Source organism: Deinococcus sp. AJ005 (assembly GCF_009017495.1).
Lineage (GTDB): Bacteria > Deinococcota > Deinococci > Deinococcales > Deinococcaceae > Deinococcus.
Genome location: NZ_CP044990.1, coordinates 2,265,541 through 2,282,194, shown reverse-complemented (window position 1 = coordinate 2,282,194; position 16,654 = coordinate 2,265,541). Strand labels below are relative to the sequence as shown.

General features: G+C 66.5%; 17 protein-coding genes. 4 read left to right on the top strand and 13 right to left on the bottom strand.

Annotation, left to right across the window (positions count from 1 at the left end; genetic code table 11):
- Nucleotides 1-16 precede the first annotated feature (16 nt).
- The 3 genes from DAAJ005_RS12955 to DAAJ005_RS12945 all read right to left on the bottom strand — a co-directional run bounded on the left by DAAJ005_RS12955 (nucleotide 17) and on the right by DAAJ005_RS12945 (nucleotide 2,453).
- On the bottom strand, nucleotides 17-766 hold the full coding sequence (locus DAAJ005_RS12955) for a metallophosphoesterase (protein ID WP_151847475.1): 750 nt from the start codon (nucleotides 764-766) through the stop codon (nucleotides 17-19).
- 2 nt (nucleotides 767-768) lie between these two features.
- A complete protein-coding gene (locus DAAJ005_RS12950) occupies nucleotides 769-1,854 on the bottom strand; it encodes a quinone-dependent dihydroorotate dehydrogenase (RefSeq protein ID WP_151847474.1) in 1,086 nt (361 codons plus the stop codon).
- Between the two features lie 134 nt (nucleotides 1,855-1,988).
- On the bottom strand, nucleotides 1,989-2,453 hold the full coding sequence (locus DAAJ005_RS12945) for an RrF2 family transcriptional regulator (RefSeq protein WP_029479874.1): 465 nt from the start codon (nucleotides 2,451-2,453) through the stop codon (nucleotides 1,989-1,991).
- A gap of 87 nt (nucleotides 2,454-2,540) precedes the next feature.
- Between DAAJ005_RS12945 and DAAJ005_RS12940 the strand changes: the two genes are divergently transcribed.
- Complete coding sequence (locus DAAJ005_RS12940) at nucleotides 2,541-4,454, top strand: chorismate-binding protein (protein ID WP_226342419.1); 1,914 nt, start codon at nucleotides 2,541-2,543, stop codon at nucleotides 4,452-4,454.
- Complete coding sequence (locus tag DAAJ005_RS12935) at nucleotides 4,451-5,152, top strand: aminotransferase class IV (protein ID WP_226342418.1); 702 nt, start codon at nucleotides 4,451-4,453, stop codon at nucleotides 5,150-5,152. Before DAAJ005_RS12940 ends, DAAJ005_RS12935 begins: the two co-directional genes overlap by 4 nt.
- Nucleotides 5,153-5,157: 5 nt before the next feature.
- On the opposite strand, the gene DAAJ005_RS12930 is transcribed toward DAAJ005_RS12935, so the two are convergent.
- The 9 genes from DAAJ005_RS12930 to DAAJ005_RS12890 all read right to left on the bottom strand — a co-directional run bounded on the left by DAAJ005_RS12930 (nucleotide 5,158) and on the right by DAAJ005_RS12890 (nucleotide 13,817).
- Nucleotides 5,158-5,442, bottom strand: a complete 285-nt coding sequence (locus DAAJ005_RS12930; protein ID WP_151847473.1) for a helix-turn-helix domain-containing protein — start codon at nucleotides 5,440-5,442, stop codon at nucleotides 5,158-5,160.
- Nucleotides 5,442-7,667 (bottom strand): ferrous iron transport protein B, encoded by a 2,226-nt coding sequence (feoB, locus tag DAAJ005_RS12925; protein ID WP_151847472.1) that lies wholly within the window; start codon nucleotides 7,665-7,667, stop codon nucleotides 5,442-5,444. Before feoB ends, DAAJ005_RS12930 begins: the two co-directional genes overlap by 1 nt.
- On the bottom strand, nucleotides 7,664-7,894 hold the full coding sequence (locus DAAJ005_RS12920; RefSeq protein ID WP_151847471.1) for a ferrous iron transport protein A: 231 nt from the start codon (nucleotides 7,892-7,894) through the stop codon (nucleotides 7,664-7,666). The genes feoB and DAAJ005_RS12920 overlap by 4 nt, the downstream gene beginning before the upstream one ends.
- Nucleotides 7,895-7,967: 73 nt before the next feature.
- The gene (locus DAAJ005_RS12915; RefSeq protein ID WP_226342417.1) at nucleotides 7,968-8,714 is read right to left on the bottom strand and encodes an RluA family pseudouridine synthase; all 747 of its coding nucleotides are present in this window, start codon (nucleotides 8,712-8,714) and stop codon (nucleotides 7,968-7,970) included.
- A complete protein-coding gene (locus DAAJ005_RS12910) occupies nucleotides 8,711-9,289 on the bottom strand; it encodes an NADPH-dependent FMN reductase (RefSeq protein WP_151847470.1) in 579 nt (192 codons plus the stop codon). The genes DAAJ005_RS12915 and DAAJ005_RS12910 overlap by 4 nt, the downstream gene beginning before the upstream one ends.
- Nucleotides 9,290-9,298: 9 nt before the next feature.
- Complete coding sequence (locus DAAJ005_RS12905) at nucleotides 9,299-10,438, bottom strand: M48 family metallopeptidase (RefSeq protein WP_151847469.1); 1,140 nt, start codon at nucleotides 10,436-10,438, stop codon at nucleotides 9,299-9,301.
- A gap of 2 nt (nucleotides 10,439-10,440) precedes the next feature.
- Nucleotides 10,441-11,601 carry a YjgN family protein gene (locus DAAJ005_RS12900; RefSeq protein ID WP_151847468.1) on the bottom strand — a complete coding sequence of 387 codons (1,161 nt, stop codon included), beginning with the start codon at nucleotides 11,599-11,601 and terminating at the stop codon, nucleotides 10,441-10,443.
- A 168-nt stretch (nucleotides 11,602-11,769) separates the two neighbouring features.
- Nucleotides 11,770-12,654: a complex I NDUFA9 subunit family protein gene (locus tag DAAJ005_RS12895; protein WP_151847467.1), complete on the bottom strand. Its 885-nt coding sequence runs from the start codon at nucleotides 12,652-12,654 to the stop codon at nucleotides 11,770-11,772.
- 32 nt (nucleotides 12,655-12,686) lie between these two features.
- Nucleotides 12,687-13,817 carry a B12-binding domain-containing protein gene (locus tag DAAJ005_RS12890; RefSeq protein ID WP_151847466.1) on the bottom strand — a complete coding sequence of 377 codons (1,131 nt, stop codon included), beginning with the start codon at nucleotides 13,815-13,817 and terminating at the stop codon, nucleotides 12,687-12,689.
- Between the two features lie 174 nt (nucleotides 13,818-13,991).
- On the opposite strand from DAAJ005_RS12890, the gene DAAJ005_RS12885 reads away from it, so the two are divergent.
- Complete coding sequence (locus tag DAAJ005_RS12885; RefSeq protein ID WP_151847465.1) at nucleotides 13,992-14,468, top strand: NUDIX domain-containing protein; 477 nt, start codon at nucleotides 13,992-13,994, stop codon at nucleotides 14,466-14,468.
- A gap of 16 nt (nucleotides 14,469-14,484) precedes the next feature.
- Entirely contained in the window at nucleotides 14,485-15,954 is a 1,470-nt protein-coding gene (locus DAAJ005_RS12880; RefSeq protein WP_151847464.1) for a M1 family metallopeptidase, read from the top strand.
- A gap of 102 nt (nucleotides 15,955-16,056) precedes the next feature.
- Here the strand turns inward: DAAJ005_RS12880 and DAAJ005_RS12875 are convergent, their stop codons facing one another.
- Nucleotides 16,057-16,572: a hypothetical protein gene (locus DAAJ005_RS12875; RefSeq protein WP_151847463.1), complete on the bottom strand. Its 516-nt coding sequence runs from the start codon at nucleotides 16,570-16,572 to the stop codon at nucleotides 16,057-16,059.
- Nucleotides 16,573-16,654 lie beyond the last annotated feature (82 nt).

Here is a 16,654-nt window from a genome sequence, read left to right as displayed (position 1 = left end):
AGATACTGCCTTGGCCCTAGCCGCCGCGCCCCACCATTTCGCCGCTTCGCAGCAGCATGGCCTCGAACTCTCCGAAGGGGGAATGCGTTTGGGACCAGCGTACGGCAGCCTCGATGTCGAAATCCACGGTACGGAAATCCGCTGCCCAGTGTCCGCCACGTTCTTCCAGCAGCGTCCAGCGGGCACGCGGATCGCCGTCCACCTGATCGCTGACCGAGCCAGTGTTCACCACCAATGTGTCGCCCACGCGGGTTGTGCCGGGGCGGTGGGTATGGCCGCACAGCACGACTTCGGCGTTCAGCGGTTCGACGATGGCGCGCAGTTCGCGGGGATCACGGGCGCGGTAATACCCGGCTCCTGGCCCACGCTCCGGCTCGTCTTCCCAGTGCCACAGCAGCATGTCCCAGGCGCTCGTGGGCGTGCCGTGGCAGGCGAAGAGCCGCCCATCCAGCGCGTGCGCCGTCAGCGGCAGGGCGGCGAGGCGGGCGAGAGCGGCGGCGTCCATCTGCGTCGCCAGCCACGCGCCGATCTCCTTTGAAATCTTTGCGCGGCGTCCCCCCGGCCACAGTTTTTCCTCGTTGTTGCCGCGTACCTCTATGGCTCCCAGTTCGGCCTGCAAGGCGGCGGCGCGGGCCGGATCAGCACTGCCCTCGATCTGGTCTCCCAGGTTGAAGATCAAGTCGGGCGACGCGGCGCGGATGTCCGCCAGCACCGCCTCCAGCGCGAAGGCGTTGCCATGAATGTCGCTTAGGACGGCAACCCGCACGGTCAGCGGGCGTCCACGCCGATGATCTCGGCCACGTTTGCCACGCCGTCGCGGGCCAGCAGATCGGCCAGCCCCCGGTTCAGACGACGTACCAGCCCTGGCCCCTCGTAGACCAGGGCGCTGTAGACTTCCAGCAGACTGGCCCCGGCGCGCAGTTTGGCGTGGGCGTCGGCAGCACTGAAAATGCCGCCCACGCCCACGATGGGCAGCTTGCCGTTGGTCAGGCGGTACGCATCGCGGACCAAAGCGGTGGACTTCTGCGTCAAAGGGCGTCCGCTCAAGCCACCCGTTTCACCCGCCTTCTCGCTGAACAGACCATCCCGGCTCAGTGTCGTGTTGCTGACGATCAGGCCATGTGCGCCTGCGTCCTGCACGGCTCCCACACTGGCCTCGAAGTCGGCGGGATGCAGGTCCGGGGCCAGCTTGACCAGCACGGGGGGGCGGCGCAGGGTGCGGACCCGGCCCGCCTCGGTAGCGTCCAGCACGGCGCGGACCAGTTCGCCCAGACCATCTGCCGCTTGCAGGGCACGCAGGCCGGGGGTATTGGGGCTGCTGACATTGATCACGAAGGCGTCGGCCACGTCCTGCAAGGCATGCACGCACTTCAGGTAGTCCCCAGCAGATTCCTCGTTGGGGGTGTCCTTGTTTTTGCCGATATTGACCCAGATGGGTGCGGACTGCGGGGGCAGCGCGCTCAGGCGGGCGTGCAGCGCGTCTGCCCCGGCATTGTTGAAGCCCATGCGGTTGATCAGCGCCTCGTCTTCCAGCAGCCGGAAGAGGCGGGGCCGCTCGTTTCCTGGCTGGGGCCGGGGCGTGACCGTGCCGACTTCCAGAAAGCCGAAGCCCAGCGCTGCGAAGGCAGGCACGGCCACCGCGTTCTTGTCCAGCCCAGCCGCCAGCCCGATGGGGGAGGCGAAGGAGTGCCTGAAGACGATTTGCCCCAGCGCCGCGTCAGGTGACGTGACGGCGCGGGCCAGCCCAGGCCAGACCGGAACCTTCGAGGCCACTTCCAGCAAGCTCAGGGTCAGGTGGTGGGCGTCTTCGGCGTCCAGACGGAACAGCAGCGGGCGGGCAAGGCGGCGATACATCGCCCGACAGAATACGCATACGGCGGCGGCGAGGCGGTGGTCTGGCTCGCATCATCAGCACTGAGATTAAAAAAGGCGGAACCGACTTTCCGGCCCGCCTCACTGTCTTGCTCTCTGGCTTTACTCTCTGATTCTCAAGACCCGGCTGAGCCTGTGTAACTGCCCTCGATCTGCACCAGACGCGAGTGCTGCTGGCGGTCACTCTGTTCGATCAGGTCCGCCAGCGTGGTGCCGCCCAGCACGTCACGCAGTGCGGCGTCCACCCGAAACCACAGGTCCTGCGTGCCGCAGACGTTCTGGCTCTCGCAGGTGTGGTCATCCTCCACGCACTGCACCGGGGCGATACTGCCCTCCAGGGCGGTGACCACGTCGTAGGCGTTGATCTCTGCTGCCGGACGCGCCAGCCGGTAGCCGCCGTGCGCCCCCCGAATGCTGCGGATGAACCCGGCGCGGCGCAGGTTGCTGGCGATCTGCTCCAAATAATGCTGGCTCAGGCCCTGGCGCTCGGATACGTCCTTGAGAGGCACGGCAGCGCCCCCCTGCCGTCCGATCTCGATCATGGCGCGCAGGCCGTACTGAGCTTTGGTAGACACCCACATAAAGGCAGTCTATCAGCTAATTCCGGGTTAACTGTAAGGGATTAAGGTTGGGTGCGCGTGTGGGGCTGCGGTGCGTACAATTCTGGCGTGACCCCGGCCCTGCCCCTCCTCTCGCCCGCCGACGTGCTGCTGCGCCTGCGGGCAGCGGACGCGCCGGGCGTAGCCCTGCTGGAATCGCTGGGACCTGCCGTGCTCTATGGCCGATATTCGTTTCTCAGCGCGTGGCCGACGCGGGTGCAGTCCAGCCTGCCGGAGCGTCCCAGTGGCAACACTATTTTTCCCGCGTGGCTGGGCGGCCTGAAATATGAGGCGGCGCAGGAATCCGGTTTGGACACGCATCCGGCGCATGGTGAGGCCGGGTGGTGGGGTTTTTACCCCTCAGGGCTGGTCTGGGACCGCCATGCCGGAACGCTGGAAATCGTGGGGGAGCCACATGTGGACTGGGAAGCGTTGCTGGCCGCCCACCCGGCTCCTCTGCCGACGCTGAACGTCAGTGAATTCGGCGCCGATGACGTGGACTATCCGGCAGGCGTGCGCGCCATTCAGGAACTGATCCGGGCCGGCGAGGTCTATCAGGTCAATCTCTCGCGGGGGGTGCGGGCGCAGGCGACGGGCGATCCGCTGGCGGCGTACCTGCGGCTGCGGGAGCTGAATCCCAGCCCGTTCATGGCCTTCCTGGACATGGGTTCAGAGGTGGTGGTGTCGTGTAGCCCCGAGCGGCTGGTGGACTGGGCTGGGGGCGAAGTTTCGGCCCGCCCGATTGCGGGAACGCGGCGGCGCGGCCAGACCCCTGCGGAGGACGCCGCGCTGGAGGCCGAACTGCGCGCTAGCCCCAAGGAGGTGGCCGAACACCTGATGCTGGTGGATCTGGTGCGCCATGACCTGGGCCGGGTGGCGGCAGCGGGCAGTGTGTATGTGCCAGAGCTGATGCTGGTGGAGCGCTACAGCCATGTCATGCATCTGGTTTCGGAGGTTCGGGGCGGTGCGGCAGATGACCTGACGTTGCGCGATCTGCTGGCCGCCACCTTTCCAGGCGGGACCATCACGGGCGCACCCAAACAGCGGGTGATGACCGCCATCCGGGATCACGAGCCGGGACCGCGCGGCTGGTACACCGGCAGCATGGGCATCATCGGCGGCGCACGGATAGACCTGAATATTCTGATCCGCACGGCAGCCTTCACGCGCCTGGAAGACGGCTGGGAGGTGGAGGTTCGCGCAGGCGGCGGCACGGTCATTGACTCGGACCCTCAGCATGAATCGGAGGAGACCGTGCATAAGGCCCAGGCCCTTTTAAGTGCGCTGGCCGGTGTGCCGGGCCGCCCAGCCCAGCCGCCCGCACCGCCCACGCCGGGCTGTGTGTGGACGCCTCCAACTGCGTCCAGCACACCGGGTCAGGGTTTGCGGGTGCATCTGCTGGACAACCGCGATTCGTTTACCTGGAATCTGGTTCATGATCTGCGGGCGCTGGGCGCGGTAGTCATGGTCTTTTCCCGAGATGCGAAGGTTTCAGAAATCCTGAAAGACAACCCCGACGCCGTGCTGACCGGGCCGGGGCCGGGAACGCCAGACAGCAGTGATCCCACCTTGGGGCTGACCCGCGAGTGTCTGCGCCTCGGCCTGCCGCTGCTGGGTGTGTGCCTGGGCCATCAGGCGCTGGGGCAGGTGCTGGGCGGCACGGTGGAGCGGGCCGCGCCCGTACATGGCTGCCCGGAAGCGGTGCAGCACGGCGGCGAGGGACTCTTTGAAGGCATACTGCCCGCCGCAGAATTCGGGCGCTATCACTCGCTGGTGGTGCGGGGTCTGCCGCCTGAATACATCACAGCTACGGGCGCGGGCGGCGAGATCATGGCGCTGGCTGTTCCCAATAAACCCGCCTGGGGCGTGCAATTCCATCCCGAGAGCGTGCTGAGTCCGTCAGGCCGGGTGCTGCTGGGCAACTGGCTGCGGCTGAGCCGAGAGTGGAACGCGCAGGCAGCGGAGCGGGGGCGGGAGGTTTGAAGCCCCTGCCCCCCGAACTGAATCATCCCGCGTGGCTGCATGGGATGACCGCGTTTACCACCGTTCGCACGCGCCAGGGTAAACCGCTGATATGGCCCGCACACCTGAACCGATTGCGCCAAACCTGTGCGTTTCTGGGCCTGCCCGCCTTGGACGCCGATCTGCCAACGCTGGAGCCGTGGCCCTGGGGCCTGCTGCGCGTTACGGTGGGTGCGGAGGGCACGTTCTGGACCCACCGCCGCCTGACCCCCGGCCCGCGTCCGTCAGGCGGCGTGCGCGTACGCCTGACGGATATCCAGATTCACCCGCAACTGGCCGTGCACAAGACTGGAAATTACCTGCCGTATCGCCTCGCCATGCAGAGGGCTGGGGACGCTTTTGAAGGCTGGCTCGTCGGCCCGGATGGCACGCTGGCCGACGGCTCCCGCACCGCGCCTCTGCTGGAAATCGGTGGGCAATTGATAGTGCCAGAAGGTGGATTGCCGAGTATCACGCGGGCCGCGTTTCTGGATGACCGGGAATGGGTAGAGCGCAGAGTCCACTGCTCGGAACTGCCCAGCGTGACCCGCACGTGGATTTGCGGCAGCGGCGTTGGCGTCGTGTCCGTGCGGGAAATTGTGGGCGAGGATTGGAAGGTCTTTCTGCCCGTGGAGTGGCCGGAAACGGACGATTGGGCGCTGATCTGGCCGGAAGGGTAAACCTGCTATCCGCCCATCCGCCCCAGATAAGCCTCTCCCCGCGCCGTCAGCTTGAGCAGTGACATCGGCGCAGTTTCGCCGTCCGCATTCCGGCACATGCTTTTCAGGGCGCAGGGGCCGCAGGCGCAGCCGTCGGCGGCGGGCATGGCTTCCTGCACATAGCCCCCGGTTTGCAGGGTTCGCAGCATGCCGCTCAGGGCCGCCTCCGAACTGCCCAGGTCACGCGCCAGCTCGGAGGGCGTGCGCGGTTCCCCGGCCACCGCGCGCAGGATCACAGCGAGCGGGGCCATTACAGCAGCCTCACGGCGACTTGATAAACGGCGAAGGCCACGATCCACGCGGTTGCCATCTGCCAGCCCACGGTCATCCAGGCCAGCCGCCGCCCATGCTCCTGCGCCATCGCGCCCACGGTGGCAATGCACGGCGTATACAGCAGCACGAACACCAGATAGGCCAGTGCGGAGGCTGGGGTAAATGCCTTTGCCAGAGCCGTCGCCAGTGGGGTCTTCGTTTCGGCGGAGGCGTCGGCGCTCAGGCTGGGCAGGGCCAGCACCGTGGGCAGTGCAGAAACGCTGGCCTTGATGGTATCCCAGGTGGCAACAACGGTCTGCGTAATGCCCTCAACCACGCCCAGCGGTTCAGGATTGGCGGCGATCTCGCCCAGGTAGATCTGGCCCAGTGTGCCCACCACGACTTCCTTGGCAACAAAACCGGGGATCAGCGCGCCCGTCGCCTGCCAGTCCCCAAAACCCAGCGGCGCAAAGATCGGTGAGATCGCGCGGCTGACCGTGCCGAACAGGCTGTCCTGCGGCGGCACCGTGGCAAACTTCTCCCCCGAAACGGCGGGCAGCGCCAGCAGCAGCCAGACCACGGCCACCGTGCCCATGACCGTGGTGCGGGCGCGGCGGGCAAACGAGGCGGTGCGGCGCGAGGCATGCTTCCACAGCACCTTCCAGGCGGGGAAGCGGTACGGGGGCAGTTCCAGCAGCACGCCGCCGCCCTCGGCAGGCAGGGTGGTGCGGCGCAGGATCAGGGCGAAGAAGAAGGCCACCGCCATGCCCAGCACGTACATGCTCCAGACCAGCCAGCTTCCCGAACGTGGAAACAGCGCGGCGGCGAACACCACGTACACGGGCAGCCGTGCCGAACAGCTCATGAAGGGCAGGATCATGCTGACCAGCACGCGGTCACTGCGCCGCTCCAGCGCGCGGGTGGCGTAAATGGCCGGGACGTTGCACCCGAAGCCCAGGATCAGCGGAATAAAGGAGCGCCCGTCCAGTCCGATGCTCCGCATGGCGCGGTCCATCAGGAAGGCGGCGCGGGCCATATAGCCGCTGTCCTCCAGAAAGCTCATGGCGAGGTAAAGAATGAGCAGCGTGGGCAGGAAGCTCAGGACCGTGCCCACCCCCGGAATGATCGCGCCCACCACCAGATCGCGCCCCAGCGGGAACCAGCTCAATGCCGCCGCCGCCCAGCCGCCGATGATGGTCTGGAGGGGGCCGCCGATCAGGTCCACGAAGGGCGAGGCCACGCTGAAGGTCAGCCGGAAGACCAGCAGCACCAGCGCCAGAAAGATGGGAATGCCAAGAATAGGATGCAGTGCCAATCGGTCCAACTTCTCGCTGAGGGTCCGCCGTGCCTCGGCCTGCGGAACGGCCACCCGCGCCAGGTCGCCTGCGCGGGCGTAGCGGGCCTCGGCAATCTCAATCAGAGGATCAATGCCTTCGGTTTCCAGCGCAGCTAGATGGGCATCTGCGGCGTCCAACAGGGCGGTGTGCCCGGTGGCCGCCAGCCGTCCGCGCACGCTGGGATCGCCTTCCAGCAGCGCGAGGGCTAGATAGCGGTGCGCGTGCGGTGGCAGGGTGGGCACATTGACCATGCGGGCGGTCAGATCATTGGCCGCTGCTTCAATCTGGGGCGGATACCGAACCGCAATGCCCAGCGTCGCGCCCTTCAACACGTCGCCCATCAGTTCGGCGGTGCCCTGACTGCGGCTCGCCACCGTCTGCGTGACGGGCACCCCCAGCGCGCGGGACAGCGCGGCGGCGTCCACGGTCATTCCCTTGTTCTTCGCCTCGTCCACCAGATTCAGCGCCACGGCAACGGGAAGTCGGAAGTCCAGCAGTTGCAAGGTCAGGTAGAGGTTGCGCTCTAAATTCCCGGCGTCCAGCACGTTCAGGACGGCGTCGGGAGCCTCGTCCAGCAGGGCGGTGCGGGCGATCAGTTCCTCGGGCGTGTGCGGGCTGAGGGAATATGCGCCGGGCAGGTCCAGCAGATGCACCGCGCGGCCCGCGTATTCCAGCTTCGCCTCGCGCTTCTCAATGGTCACGCCGGACCAGTTGCCCACCTTCAGGCGCGTTCCGGCCACCGCATTGATCAGGGTGGTCTTGCCCACGTTGGGGTTGCCCACCACCACGACTCTGGGTTCGCTGGCTCCCTTGAGTCGGCCCAAAGTGGCTTTGCATGCCGCCTCATCGGGAATGTGAACGTCGGGTGGCGGAAAGGTAGCCGTCATTGCCGCACCCGGATGCCGTGCAGATCGGCGGCGCGCAGCGCCAGATCGGTGCCGTTGACGCGCACTTCAAACGGATCGCCCATTGGGGCACGGCGCACCACTGTCACCGGAGCGCCGCGCACGAAGCCCAGTTCCAGCAGGCGGCGGCGCAGCGGATGGGCCGGGTCCAGCCCCACCACATGGGCACTCTCGCCGGGGGTCAACTGGTCCAGCGTCCGTTCGTTCATGCCTGCTCCAAGGTGGGAAATCCCATACCTGATCAGATTACTCGGATTAGAGGAAAAGGCAAGGGTATGAACATTACACTTGTGCGCCGAGAGTGTTCCAGAACCCCTGCATATCCTCTGGCATCTCCACCTCGGCCATCATCTGTGCCCCGGCCCACGGAAAGGCGATGCGGGCGGCGTGCAGCGCCTGACGCTCCAGCCCCAGGCGGGCCGTAAGTTCGGGAGTCTGCCCGGTTTCGATGAATTCCACGAAGGCATCCCGCTCCGGGCCGTAAATCTTGTCCCCCACCATCGGCAGGCCCAGATGGAACAGGTGCGCCCGAATCTGATGCAGGCGGCCTGAACGCGGGTGTGCCTCGATCAAGGCGTGTCCGGCCCGCTGTTCCAGCACCCGGAAATCGGTGATGGCAGGGCGTCCGTTGGGGACCACTGCCTGCCGCATCAAAACCCGGTTGGCCGCGCCCAGGCCCAGATCGCCCAGCGGGGCGTCCAGCGTGCGGCGCTCCCAGTGGGGCGTGCCGTGCACGATGGCCAGGTAGGACTTGCCCACCAGATGCGTCTTGAACAGCGTGAAAAAACGGCGGGCGGCGTCGGTGTCGCGCGACAGCACCAGCAGGCCACTGGTTTCGCGGTCTAGGCGGTGCGGCGGCGAAAGGTCCGGCTCCCCGGTCTCGCGCTGCATCCAGCTCAGGACATCGGGCACAGCTACCCTTCCCCCCGTATGGACCCGGTGCGTCAGCCACAGCGCGGGTTTGTGGACAATGTAGAAGTCGGGATGTTCGGTGATGATGCGCGGTTTTTCAGAGCCTGGGGCGGTCAAATCTCCCACACGCTCTGATAGTCGCGCCCATGCAGACGTTTGGAGAGATCAACAGTTCTGTCTACCGTGCGCGCGAGCCGCTCCGCCAGCCATTCCCCCGCCACCTCCGGCGCGTCCCAGTGGGCCGAGGTGGCGTAGACGAAATGAGGGTTGATCACGCAGCGAAAGTCGTACATCAAACCAAGTGCAAAGGCCCCGTGGCTGAGATAGCCGTGGTCCAGGCCGCCCGACACCAGAAAGGTGACGGGCTTGTCAAACCATGCGCCGTGCAGACCGCGCTCCGCGTCGCTGCTGCCGGTCAGTTCCACCAGTGTCCGTGCCCCCGAACCCAGCCCCCAGTTGTAAACCGGGACGCCCAGTAGCACGCCGTCGGCCTCCAGAATGGTGCGGTGGTACAGGTCCGCATTGGGGTGGGCGTAGCAAGTGGCGTTGTCGAACGGCGGCAGCGGCGTCTCTCGCAAGTCCAGATGCGTGACCGTGTGTCCGGCCTCGCGGAGCTGTCGCGCGGCCCGCGTACACAGCCACGCGCTGCGGCTCTCGGGGTCCAGGCTGGTGGAGATGACAGCGAACTTCATACGGGCAGGCTAGCGTTTCGGGACAGGTTTGCCCTCCGCCTCAATTCGTTTCAGGTGCGCGATGCGGTCTGGCGTCCCCGGATGGGTGCTGAGCAGGTCGACGATGGACGGCCCGGACTTCTTCGTTGAAGTCTCCGAATCCTTCGCGTCGTCCTTTTCCAACCGGGCCAGCATGGTTTGCAGGGGGCGCGTGGTGCCGTAGGTCCTGAGCATGTACCGGCCCGACGCCTCGTCCGCCTGGGTTTCCGCCGCGCGCGAGTAGCCGCCGCTGAGCAGGGCCGCCGGAACCGCCGCCGCGAACGTGCCCGCGCTGATCAGATCGCCCGTGATCACGGTGGTCGCCAGCGTCAGCCCCAGCGCCTGATACACGCCTGCCAGTCCGTGCCGGTTGGTCACATGCCCGGTTTCGTGGGCCAGCACGCCCATCAATTCGCGGTCACTTTTTGCCAGCGCCACCAGTTGATCGGTCATGACCACCGTGCCGCCGGGCAGGGCAAAGGCGTTTGCACCCAGTTCGTTTGCGCCGCCTGCCTCACCGTCGCGCAGCAGCAGGCGGTACGGGTAGCCGCCCCCCGCCCAGGCCGCCACCTTGCGGAACTCTGCCTTGAGTTGCTGTTGCCGCGCCGCACTGAGTTTAGATGGGCCAAAGTAATCGCCGTTTTCCAGCACGCCGATGGTTTCACGGTCAAACGTGGCCAGCACGCTTCTGGGCGTGGCGAGGGCGGCCTGCCGCGCCACCGCTGGAATGCCGTAGACGACGAACAGCGCCAGCGCGGCCAGCGAAACCCCCAGCGCGGCCAGCGCCGCCCACCAGCGTGATTCCAGGGCGCGCACGCCGCTCAGGGCGCGGTTGCGCCCGGTGGCGCGTTCCCAGGCACTCACGCCCGCGTCGTCGCGGGTCTCAAAACGGCCTGCGCCGGGGAAGGTGATGGCGCGGCGAACGCCAGGAATCGGGGCCTCCACGCCCAGCGTCCGTGCGGGCCAGCTCTGCTCAAAAGGCAGCGTGCCAGGAAGGCCCAGACCGGCGCTCGCGGCCATCCTCAGCGACGCCGTCTGCGCGTCCACGGTCAATGTCGCGGGCTGATCGCGGCTGCTGCGGCCATCAAAGTACACGCCCTCCAGGATGATCGGCCCAGGCTGATCTGGCATCGCTAGAAGCCCACCTGAATGTCCAGCAGTTCGGTGGCCGCCTCGCCAAACGCTGAGGTTTCGCCGCCCACCCCCGCCGCGAAGTCGTCCAGCGGGGCGATGGCGCGCACGGTCAGGCCGCCCAGCACATAGCGGTTCTGGCGCACCGCCGCCCACGGCGAGGCCAGCCCCAATGTCAGCACCCGCGCGGCGCTGTTGGTCACGCTGATCCACACCAGCCGCCAGGGGCTGAAGGTGGCCCGCGTGCGGATCACGCCGCCCAGTTCCATGTTGTTCAGAACGTAAACCATCGTCGCGCCGCGCACGTATTGCCAGCCCACCACATACAGGACCAGCACCGCCAGATAGCCAGCCGCTGCCGCTGCCAGAAACGGCGCGGAGGCCGCCAGATTCGCCAGGTTGATGTCGGCGAAATCGAAGCTGCCCAGCAGCGTGGCCGCCAGCGCCACCAGCGGGATGCCGATCACCACACCGCCCGCGATGGTCAGACCCAGCGCGGTCAGGCCGATCAGGTAAAAGGGGCCGACATCGCCCCGGAATGTGGCACGCGCCGAGCCGTAGGCCAGACCCTCTACCTGATAGCGCCGCTGCATGTACCACGCCCAAGGCAGCGCCAGCCCGAAGGAAAGGCTTGCCACAAAATTGGCCAGCATGTAGGCCACGTATGCGCCGCCCGTGGTGCCGTGAAAGCGGAAGCGCAGGCCCCGGTGAACCGTGTTGACCGCCTGAAAGCGCATGGACTGGCGCACCAGCACCGGGTAGCCAACCCCATAGACCACGGCCAGCACTGCCGCCACCCACTGCGTCCGCTCGAATTGCCCCGAAACCGCGTAGGCCACGAACAGCGCCGCCACGATCAGGTAACCGCGCAGCAGCGCCGCCGGATTGGCGCGGTACTCGAAGTTCTGGCCGTCCACCCAGGTGTGGCCGTAAAAATACTGCCGGTTGCGAACGCGTGCCCACGGCAGATACAGCCCCAGCGTCACGAAGGTCAGCGCGATATTCACGATCCACAGCCGGAAATACTCGCCCGCCGTGCCCGTAAAGCCGACGGGATATTCGGTAACCGTGGCAGGGCCGGGTTGAAGGGCTTCGGAGGACAGAACGTGAACGTGTCGGCCCAGATTCGGAGATTCGTTCGGGGGCGCGGCAGGATCGATCATCTGACTGCCATGCTATGCGTTGAAAAGGGGCAATGAACAGTCGAAACGAGGGGGTCAAAGGGCGCTCTGGGGGTACACCACCCCCACTGCATGGGGATCAACTTTGATGGGGAAGGGTCAGAGACTGCGGGGAAAGCGCGCAGATGACGACGTTTTTCCCGATCTCACCTAGTTCTTCGCCGCCGCCACGATCTGCGGTAGATGCTCCGGCAGCTTCAGCATGGGCAGGTCAAAGACCGTTTTTGCTGGCTCGTTGGGGGCGGTGTTGCCCTCCTTGAGCATGGCGTACTGGTCTTTGGTGATCGGCGGGTTGGGCAGCAGGTTCATCATCGGCACGGCCAGATTCATCAGCACAATCGGCACGGGCACGATGGGTTTCTTCTTGCCCAGTGCGCTCAGTTCCATTTCCAGCAACTGCCGGAAGGTGTATTCCTCTGGGCCGGTCAGGGCGTAGGTCTCGCCCACGCCGGTGTCCGACTCGGCGGCCCCGGCGAATGCCTGCGTCACGTCCTGCACGCTGACGGGCCGGAATGGAAAGCTGCCGTCGCCGATCTGCGGCACGATGGGGGCCACGCTGACCAGTTCCCGCAGCACCCGCCCAAAAAAGTCGTCGCCCAGACCGAAGATCAGGCTGGGTTCAAAGATGGTGTAGCGCAGGCCACTGCTCTTGACCAAGGCCTCGGCGCGGCCCTTGCTGGCGCTGTAGCCGCTGGCGCTGTCCACATCGGCCCCCAGCGCGCTCATGTGGATATAACGTGCGCCGCGTGGCACGGCGGCCAACACATGCCGCGTGCCCTCCACATGTACGGCCTGAAAGGTCTGCGCGCCCTTCTCGGTGATGATGCCCACCAGATGGACCACGGCATCGGGGTCCACCTTTGCCACGGCGGCCAGCACGCTGGCGGGATCGGTCACGTCCAGTTTGACGGCCTGCCCCGCACCGCCCTCCTTGCCCTCGCGGCTGCCTGCCCAGACCTGATGGCCGCGCGAGACGAGTTCCTTCACAACAGCCTGCCCAACAAATCCGGTTCCCCCGGTCACGAGTATCTTCATGGTTGTTCTCCTTCCTGGTCTGATTTCAGGTTCTAATTTGGTGTGGGTTTCTGGCCTGAGTCCGGCACAGCCTGTGAGGCGTGGTCCAGCGCCTCAGAAATGATGGCTGTGGCCACTGTGGCGTCGGGTCCAGCATAGATGCCGCCCAGTTCGGCGGCCAGTTCGGGGCGGGCGTTCATCAGCGCGCCGCCCAGAAACACGGGCAGCCCCAGCCGTTGCAGGATGGGTGTTCTGGACGCCGAAGCTCTGCCTGCGCCGTTCAGCACCCGCCCTTTTCCCGCCGCGTGCGTCAATGGGTCTTCCGGCGAGGAGGTATCGGCCACCCAGCTCTTGCCGTTCCAGTCCCCGGCCACCCAGCCCTGCAAGGCCCATTCGCCGTTGACCCCCAGCAGGATGGCCTGCGCCTGCCGCTCATGGGCAAAGGTGGTCAGGTCGCCCAGCGGCACGTTTGCGCCCAGATAGGCCACCCGCACCCCCCGGCGGCGCAGGGCCATCGTGAGCATCATCAGACCCAATTCGTGCTGCTCTCCTGGCGCGCAGGCGGCCACCACCAGGGGACCGAAGCTGCCGCCCTGGCCTTCCTCGCCCCCCGCGATTTCCATGAGTGCCGACAGCCGTGAGCGCAGGTAATGGCTGGCGGCGCGCTCGTGGGCAATGGTGATCTCGCCGCCTGCCCAGAGCGCCCCAATCTCCACCAGGGCCGGGGACATCACGTGCGTCATGACCTCTTCCACGGGCAACTGGGCGTGGGCCTCGGCCAGCAGGTCCCCGGCCCGCGTGTTGTCGGCGGCGATCAGCGCCTGTGCCAGCGCGTGGGCCAGCCCAGGCACATCCATCGGGGGACGGTGGGGCGCGCGCTGCGGCACGGGTACAGGCGGTGGTTTTCCGGCGTGGCCCACCGCCACCCCGCGCAGGGTCAATTCTGCCGCCAGTTTGGCACCCACCCCGCGCCGCTGATGCTCCAGCATGATGCCGATATCGCGCACGTCTCCGGGCGAATACAGGCGGTAGCCGTTGGCATCACGGACCGGGCGCGGGAAGCCGTAGCGCCGCTCCCACTGCCGCAGTGTGGCGGCGGGCACGCCCGTTTGCGTCTCCACCTCCGAGGCGGTGAACATGGCGGTCTGCGCCCACTGTTCCTGGTTCCCGCCGTCTACTGTCATCACCGCGCATTGTGGCCTAAAGCAGGCCAGGAGGACCGTAACGCTTCGTGCCCACCCCACCCCTCCAGAACAGACAATTCCTTGAGACCCGCCTCACGCGGCAGGTCTCCGCTAGACTGCGCTGCACATGACCCGCCTGCCGCGCACCCACCGCCCCTTCGCCCCGGTTCTTCTATGAGCCACCTGTCGCGTACCCTGCCCGTCAAGCGCGCCGCGCATGTGTATCTGGTCCAGGACGGCAAGCTGCTGCTGGTCGAGGAACGTATGGACGACGGCAGCATCTTCTACGGCCTGCCCGGCGGCAAGGCCCATCCTGGTGAGACGCTGGGCGACGCCGCCGTGCGGCAGGTGCTGGTGGAAACGGGCCTGACCGTCACCGATCTGGTTTTCCTGAGTCTGCTGGAAGGCGAGTTGCTGACCGGCACTCGCAATGAGTGTTACGCCAACTTCGGGCGCTTCACCGCCACCTTTTCCGGCGAACTGAACCCCACCGATCCCGAAGTGGTGGGCATCCGCTGGGTGCCGTTTGCAGAGGTGGAGATGCTGGTGCGTTACGGCCCCCCGCCCGAGATCGAGGAGCGCAACCCCCTGATCTGGGTGCCCACCAGAGACTTCGTGAAGGGCCAGCCGCGCGCCTATTACCCGATCTAAGTTGAGGTTCACAGGCATGGCCCGCACCGCTGTCGGCTCTTGCTGGAGGCTTTCTGGTCTGCTGGCTCTGACGCTCTTCACTGGCGTTCAGGGGCAGGCGGTCATTCCTACCATTGTTCCCACGCTGCCGCCGCTCTCGGCTTCAGTCGCGGCAGAGCCGATTGGAGACTCGATCTTCCCGGCACTGGGGCAGGCCGGGCTGGACGTATTGAATTATGATCTGGACCTGACCGTGGACCGTCCCGGCACATCAGAGCTGCGCGGCACGGTGGTTCTGACGGTCACTGCCACCAAGCCGTTGCCCATGCTGAATCTGGATTTCCTGGGGCCGCAGGTGCTGGAGGTGCGCTGGAATGGCCTGCTCGCCCCCTACCGGCACGATCAGACAGTGGGCAAGCTGACCGTCGAGCCGCCCCAGCCTCTGCTTCCCGGCACGCGCGCCGAAGTGATGGTGCGCTTTGCCGGACAGGTGGGGGTGCGGCCTGACCCGGACCTGCCGATCAACGTGGGCTGGCAGGCAGTCCCGGCAGCGGGTGGGCGGGTAGGCGCGAACTTCACCCTCAGCGAACCGGACGGCACGCGCACCTTCTTGCCCGTCAACGATCACCCGTCTGACCCGGCCACCTTTACCACCCGCATCACCGTTCCCGCCGGATATACGGCGGCGGCCAGCGGCGTGCAGCTTTCCGAGATTGCTGCGTCAGATGGGGGACGCACCTTCACCTTCGAGCAGGTGCAGCCGATTCCCACCTATGCGCTGGCGGTTCACGTCAACCGCTTCGAGCGCGTGGATTCCGCTGCCGTCCCGGTGGGGAAGGGCGGCGCAGACGTGATCCGGCGCGATTACTTCCCTGTCGGTGTCCTGGCTGATACGCGCGACGCCTACGTCTCCACGGGCGAGATTCTAAGAGTGCTGACCGACTGGTTTGGACCGTACCCCTTCAGCGCCTACGGCTCGGCCATCGTTACGCCGCGCATTCCGGCGCTGGAGACGGCCACGCTGTCCACCATGCCGGTCACGTCCAGCAACGTGCGCGTGCTGGTTCACGAAACCGCCCACCAATGGTTTGGGGACCGCGTGGTCCTGGCCGACTGGTCCGGGGTCTGGCTCAACGAGGGCTTCGCCACCTATGCCGAACTGCTGTGGGCGCAGGCGCAGGGCGAAACTGGGGATGACATGGTGCGCGGCTGGTACGCCCGCGTGGGCCGCAGCCAGACCCGCCCGCTCGTTGCCACCACCGAATCTCAACTGTTCGACACCACCGCGTATATCCGGGGTGCGCTGGCCTTGCAAGCCGTTCGTGTGACCGTGGACGACGCGGCTTTTAAGGCGTACTTGCGCGGCTGGGTCTCTGGGTTCTCGGCTCAGCCTGTGACCACCGCCGATCTGCTGACCTACACTCGCACGCGTCTGGGAGCAAAGGCAGAGGCGGCGCTACGGTTGTGGGCAGAGTCGCCGGAGTTGCCGCCGATGCCACAGAGGTGAAGAGGGTCAAACCGTCGAACGGTCAACCTACAAAAGATGCCGGAATTTTCTGGCGGTTAGACGGTTAGACTTTTTGACCTTTAGACGGCGCGGCGAGCGCCCCTACGCCACCCCGCACGCCCGCTGCAACAGCAGATGCAACTCATCTCGCCCCAACCGCCTTGCGTCCAGCGGTAGGCCGTCCGGCAGGCTGCTCAGGCCCTGCACGATAGGGGTGAAACGGAATTCGGGGCGGGCGATCAGGTCGCGGCGGGCGGTGAAGGCGATCACGAAATTGGCGCGCAATTCAAAATGGGCGTTCAGTTCGGCGCGTAGTGGGAAGGGATCGCCAGACAGCAGGTCCACCAGCGCTGGATGCGGTTCAAAGCCGTCCTCCAACTCCTTGAGCAACCGGGACGTGTCCAGAAAAATGGAGGCGTTGGGCAGGGTATACCCGGTGATCCGGCGGCGGCAGACCTCTGGCGGGTCACCGCGCACGGTGCTGACGCTGCGGTCTGCCCGCACAGCGCCCCCCAGCAGCGCCCAGAACCGGGACAGGCTGGAATAGCGCGCCAGCTCCACGTACCCGCCGGGCTTGGCGGCCAGCGGGCGGGTGGGCCGCTCGGCAGAGGCGGTCATGGGTCCATGTTACCCGTTCGCCCTGCCTCCTGGCCCTAAAGGATCGGTGAACATGGGGCTGGGCGCTTTCACCCTGTCGGAA

What these genes read in the sequence shown, in the direction of transcription:
- DAAJ005_RS12950 (WP_151847474.1), bottom strand. Translation starts at nt 1,854, where the DNA reads ATGTATCGCCGCCTTGCCCGCCCGCTGCTGTTCCGTCTGGACGCCGAA.
- DAAJ005_RS12945 (WP_029479874.1), bottom strand. Translation starts at nt 2,453, where the DNA reads ATGTGGGTGTCTACCAAAGCTCAGTACGGCCTGCGCGCCATGATCGAG.
- DAAJ005_RS12930 (WP_151847473.1), bottom strand. Translation starts at nt 5,442, where the DNA reads ATGGCCCCGCTCGCTGTGATCCTGCGCGCGGTGGCCGGGGAACCGCGC.
- feoB (WP_151847472.1), bottom strand. Translation starts at nt 7,667, where the DNA reads ATGACGGCTACCTTTCCGCCACCCGACGTTCACATTCCCGATGAGGCG.
- DAAJ005_RS12920 (WP_151847471.1), bottom strand. Translation starts at nt 7,894, where the DNA reads ATGAACGAACGGACGCTGGACCAGTTGACCCCCGGCGAGAGTGCCCAT.
- DAAJ005_RS12910 (WP_151847470.1), bottom strand. Translation starts at nt 9,289, where the DNA reads ATGAAGTTCGCTGTCATCTCCACCAGCCTGGACCCCGAGAGCCGCAGC.
- DAAJ005_RS12905 (WP_151847469.1), bottom strand. Translation starts at nt 10,438, where the DNA reads ATGCCAGATCAGCCTGGGCCGATCATCCTGGAGGGCGTGTACTTTGAT.
- DAAJ005_RS12900 (WP_151847468.1), bottom strand. Translation starts at nt 11,601, where the DNA reads ATGATCGATCCTGCCGCGCCCCCGAACGAATCTCCGAATCTGGGCCGA.
- DAAJ005_RS12895 (WP_151847467.1), bottom strand. Translation starts at nt 12,654, where the DNA reads ATGAAGATACTCGTGACCGGGGGAACCGGATTTGTTGGGCAGGCTGTT.
- DAAJ005_RS12890 (WP_151847466.1), bottom strand. Translation starts at nt 13,817, where the DNA reads ATGACAGTAGACGGCGGGAACCAGGAACAGTGGGCGCAGACCGCCATG.
- DAAJ005_RS12885 (WP_151847465.1), top strand. Translation starts at nt 13,992, where the DNA reads ATGAGCCACCTGTCGCGTACCCTGCCCGTCAAGCGCGCCGCGCATGTG.
- DAAJ005_RS12880 (WP_151847464.1), top strand. Translation starts at nt 14,485, where the DNA reads ATGGCCCGCACCGCTGTCGGCTCTTGCTGGAGGCTTTCTGGTCTGCTG.
- DAAJ005_RS12875 (WP_151847463.1), bottom strand. Translation starts at nt 16,572, where the DNA reads ATGACCGCCTCTGCCGAGCGGCCCACCCGCCCGCTGGCCGCCAAGCCC.